This window comes from Streptomyces sp. (assembly GCF_036566765.1).
Lineage (GTDB): Bacteria > Actinomycetota > Actinomycetes > Streptomycetales > Streptomycetaceae > Streptomyces.
Window position 1 is genome coordinate 1 of the sequence record NZ_DATCVQ010000470.1, and the last position, 3,707, is coordinate 3,707.

Annotated in this window: 4 protein-coding genes; 1 reads left to right on the forward strand and 3 read right to left on the reverse strand. The window is 74.3% G+C overall.

The window, feature by feature from the left end:
* Positions 1–260: 260 nt before the first annotated feature.
* On the reverse strand, positions 261–596 hold the full coding sequence (locus tag VIU94_RS27855) for a cupin domain-containing protein (RefSeq protein WP_331915292.1): 336 nt from the start codon (positions 594–596) through the stop codon (positions 261–263).
* A 250-nt stretch (positions 597–846) separates the two neighbouring features.
* Between VIU94_RS27855 and VIU94_RS27860 the strand changes: the two genes are divergently transcribed.
* Positions 847–2,151: a transglycosylase family protein gene (locus VIU94_RS27860; RefSeq protein ID WP_331915294.1), complete on the forward strand. Its 1,305-nt coding sequence runs from the start codon at positions 847–849 to the stop codon at positions 2,149–2,151.
* Here VIU94_RS27860 and VIU94_RS27865 read toward each other — a convergent pair.
* Positions 2,032–3,045 carry a DMT family transporter gene (locus VIU94_RS27865; protein WP_331915296.1) on the reverse strand — a complete coding sequence of 338 codons (1,014 nt, stop codon included), beginning with the start codon at positions 3,043–3,045 and terminating at the stop codon, positions 2,032–2,034. The genes VIU94_RS27860 and VIU94_RS27865 overlap by 120 nt on opposite strands.
* A gap of 81 nt (positions 3,046–3,126) precedes the next feature.
* Positions 3,127–3,707: carbonic anhydrase (locus VIU94_RS27870; protein WP_331915298.1), on the reverse strand; the 581-nt coding region annotated here is incomplete at its 5' end.

Here is a 3,707-nt window from a genome sequence, read left to right on the forward strand (position 1 = left end):
CCGCCCCCGCCGGGGCCGTCGCCCGATCCCGTACCAGAGCCGCCGGGGCCCGCGCCGGTCCCGGAACCCGAGCCGACGCCCCAGCCGGGCCCGGCCGGCCCGCCCTGACCGGGCCGGTCGGCGCCCACGGGCAGCCCCGAGGAAGGTCAGGGGCTGCCCGCTCCGGACCTCATGGGCTGCCCGCTCGGGACCTCATGGGTCGACCGCTCCGGACCTCAGAGGTCGACCCTCCGGACCTCAGAAGTTGACCGCTCGGGACCTCATGGGTTGACCGCCGTCAGCAGCACCACCGCGTCCTCCAGGGCCAGCAGCCCGTGCCGGATCTTCGGTACTCCGCTCAGCTGACCGATTCCCAGTTCCTGCGACGCCTCGCCCGCCGTGATCCGCACCCTGCCCCGCAGGACCTGCACGCTCGCGGCGGGCGGGGCGTTGTGCTCGTCCAGCGCACAGCCCGAGGCGATGGCGATCACGGTCTGGCGCAGGAAGCCGTCGTGGAGGACGACCTCGGCGCTGCGGCCGTGGGCGTCCACCCTGGCCTTGGCCAGATGGTCGTCGGCGAGTGTCGCGAGGTCGTGCTTGGTCCGCTCGTCGTGCATGGCTCTCTCCCTGCTGGTGCGCCGGGGCCCGGCGGACGGGCCGTCGAGTCCAGCCTTGCGGCTGTCGGACCGAGCGCAACTCGGGCCGCGGCCGTCCGCCGGGACTCCGCGCCGCCGGCGCACTGTACGGAATCCCCCCTTCCGTCAACTTCCGGCAGGGAAGCGGGGTTTGGGGTTCCGCACCCCCTCTTGTCATGGCCTGTTCCGTACGTTTACCTTGGGCGGCTGCTGCTGCGTTCAAGGGGGGCCCATGGCCGTACGCGGACGACACCGCCGGTACCAGCCGAGCCGAATCAACCGAGCCTCGCTCACCGTCACCGCAGGCGGCGCCGGCATGGCGCTGCCGCTGATCGGGGCGGGCGACGCGCACGCCGCCTCGGTCGACGTCTGGGAGAAGGTCGCGGCCTGCGAGTCCTCCCACAACTGGCGCATCAACACCGGAAACGGCTACTTCGGCGGGCTCCAGTTCAGCCAGTCGACGTGGGAGGCGTACGGCGGCACGCGCTACGCACCCCGCGCCGACCTGGCCACCCGGGACCAGCAGATCGCCGTCGCGGAGAAGGTGCTCAAGGGGCAGGGCCCCCGCGCCTGGCCGGTCTGCTCCGTACGCGCCGGGCTCACCCGCGGCGGCGACGCCCCGGACATCGACCCCGGCGGCGACCGGAAGACCGGACGCGACCGGAAGACCGGCGGCGATCGCAAGCCCGATGCCCGGCCGAAGCCTGACGCCCGGCCGAAGGCGAAGCAGAGCCCGCCCGTCTCGCCGACCACCGTGCCGACCGTCCGGGAGATGTACACCGTAGAGCCCGGCGACTCGCTGTCCCGCATCGCCCGCGACGAGCGCGTCACCGGCGGATGGCAGCGGCTGTACGAGGACAACCGCAAGGTCGTCGGCAGCGACCCCGACCTGATCCTCCCCGGCCAGCGGCTCACCCTCCGTACGCCCCCGCCCGCGACGGCGCCGCCCGCTGCGAAGCCGCCGACCACGCCGAAGCCGCAGGCCGAGCCCAAGCCGAAGCCCAAGGCCGAGACCCCGCGCACCCCGGCCCCCAAGCCCCAGAAGCCCCGGCCTGAGCACGTCTCCAAGACCGCCACGAAGCCGGTCTCCAAGTCGGTCTCCAAGCCCCCGGCCCGCTCCCAGACACGTACCGCCAACTACTCCGCCCCCGTCAACGCCAGCCCCGGCACGCCCTACCGCAAGTCCGGCTCCGCCTGGGCCAGCGGCTATCACACCGGCGTCGACTTCCCCGTCCCCACCGGCACCTCCGTGAAGGCCGTGGCGAACGGAACGGTCGTCTCCGCCGGCTGGGCGGGCGCGTACGGCTACCAGGTCGTCATCCACCACGACGACGGCCGCTACAGCCAGTACGCCCACCTCTCCGCCCTCACCGTGCGCGAGGGCCAGCGGGTCGGTGGCGGTCAGCGCATCGCGCGCTCAGGATCGACCGGCAACAGCTCGGGACCGCATCTCCACTTCGAGGTGCGCACGGGGCCCGGTTACGGCTCCGACATCGATCCGCTCGCCTACCTCCGCCGGGGCGGCGTCTCGATCTGAGGACTCCCGGTGTGAGGCCGCCCGGTCCGTGGACCCCCGACCCGCCCCCGCCGGCTCAGGGACCAGCTGGTCCGCCGTCCGGCCCAGGGTGAGCAGCACCAGGCCGCCCGCCGCCACGGCGCCCGAGAGCAGCGCCAGCGCGGTGCCCGCCGCGCCGTACCGGAAGGACTCGCCGAACAGGGTGAGCCCGACGACCGCGGCGACCACCGGGTTGACCACGGTCACCGTGGCCAGCGGGGCGGCGAGGCCCGCGCCCCGGTACGAGGCCTGCGAGAGCAGCAGACCGGCCACCGCGAACCCGGCGGTGGCCAGCAGGCTCGGCCACTCGGCCAGTGGCGCGCTCGACGTCCAGTCGTCCGCGACGGTCTTGGTGAACACCGAGGCGAGACCGAAGGAGACGCCCGCCGCGCCGGCCAGCACCACACCGCGCGCGACGGGCCGGTGTATCCGTCCCGACACCGTGACCAGGGCGGCCACGACGCCGGCCGCGATCAGAGCGAGCACCAGCCGCTCCGCACCCACCGGCGCCTGCGAGTCGGCGCCGCCGGTCAGGCTCAGCAGTCCGGCGAGGCCGACGGTGGCCATCAGGGCGCCCCGCCAAGCTGTCCGGCCCGCCCGCCGTCCGACGAACAGCGCGGCCATCGGCAGCGCGAAGACGATGGTCAGCGCGCCGAGCGGCTGGACCACGCTCAGCGGCCCGTAGGCGAGCGCGGCGACGTGCAGCACCCCGCCCAGGCAGTTCAGCGCCACGGACCCCCACCACGCCGGACTGCGCAGCGGGGCGTAGACGTGGCCGGGCGAGGAGGCCGCGACCCGCTCCTGCACGATCGCCGCGGCCGCGTAGGCGACCGCCGAGACCAGTGACAGGAGCACGGACAGCAGGAGGGGGCTCATGTCGTCAACGATCTCTCGGAGATGCGTTCACGTCGTCCACCCTGAGCACACGATTCCGCGTACTGCCGTAGGAGTACGGGACTACACCGCAGGACGGCGGTCGGTCCCACTCGCAGGTGGCGGACGGTGGAACGAGACCTTCCCATTGTCCAGGTCGAAGCGCGCTCCCACCACCAGAGCGTCCCGGAACGCCGGGTCCCGCATCAGCCGCGCCCGGGTGCGCTCGACGTGCACCCGGACGGTGTTCTCCACCCAGTCGCCGGGCAGCGGCCGGGCCTCGCGCGCCGCCGGTGCGATCTCGGCGATGACCCGCGCCAGATGCCCCTCGACCGGCTTCCCGGTCCGTACGTGCTCCACGGCGGCGGTCGCCGCGCCGCACCGCTCGTGGCCGAGCACCACGATCAGCCGGACGTCCAGCTCGGCGACGCCGAACTGGAGGCTGCCGAGCACCGCCTCGTCCAGCGCGTGCCCCGCGGTGCGGATCGCCAGCAGGTCGCCGAGCCCCCGGTCGAAGACCAGCTCCGGCGGCACCCGCGAGTCGAGGCAGCCGAGGACGGTGGCGAACGGGTGCTGGGCCTCGGCCACGGCGGCCCGCCGGTCGGCGTCCTCGTGCGGATGGCGCTGCCGCAGCGCCGCGAACCGGGCGTTGCCGGCGCGGAGCG

What these genes read in the sequence shown, in the direction of transcription:
- VIU94_RS27855 (WP_331915292.1), bottom strand. Translation starts at nt 596, where the DNA reads ATGCACGACGAGCGGACCAAGCACGACCTCGCGACACTCGCCGACGAC.
- VIU94_RS27865 (WP_331915296.1), bottom strand. Translation starts at nt 3,045, where the DNA reads ATGAGCCCCCTCCTGCTGTCCGTGCTCCTGTCACTGGTCTCGGCGGTC.
- VIU94_RS27860 (WP_331915294.1), top strand. Translation starts at nt 847, where the DNA reads ATGGCCGTACGCGGACGACACCGCCGGTACCAGCCGAGCCGAATCAAC.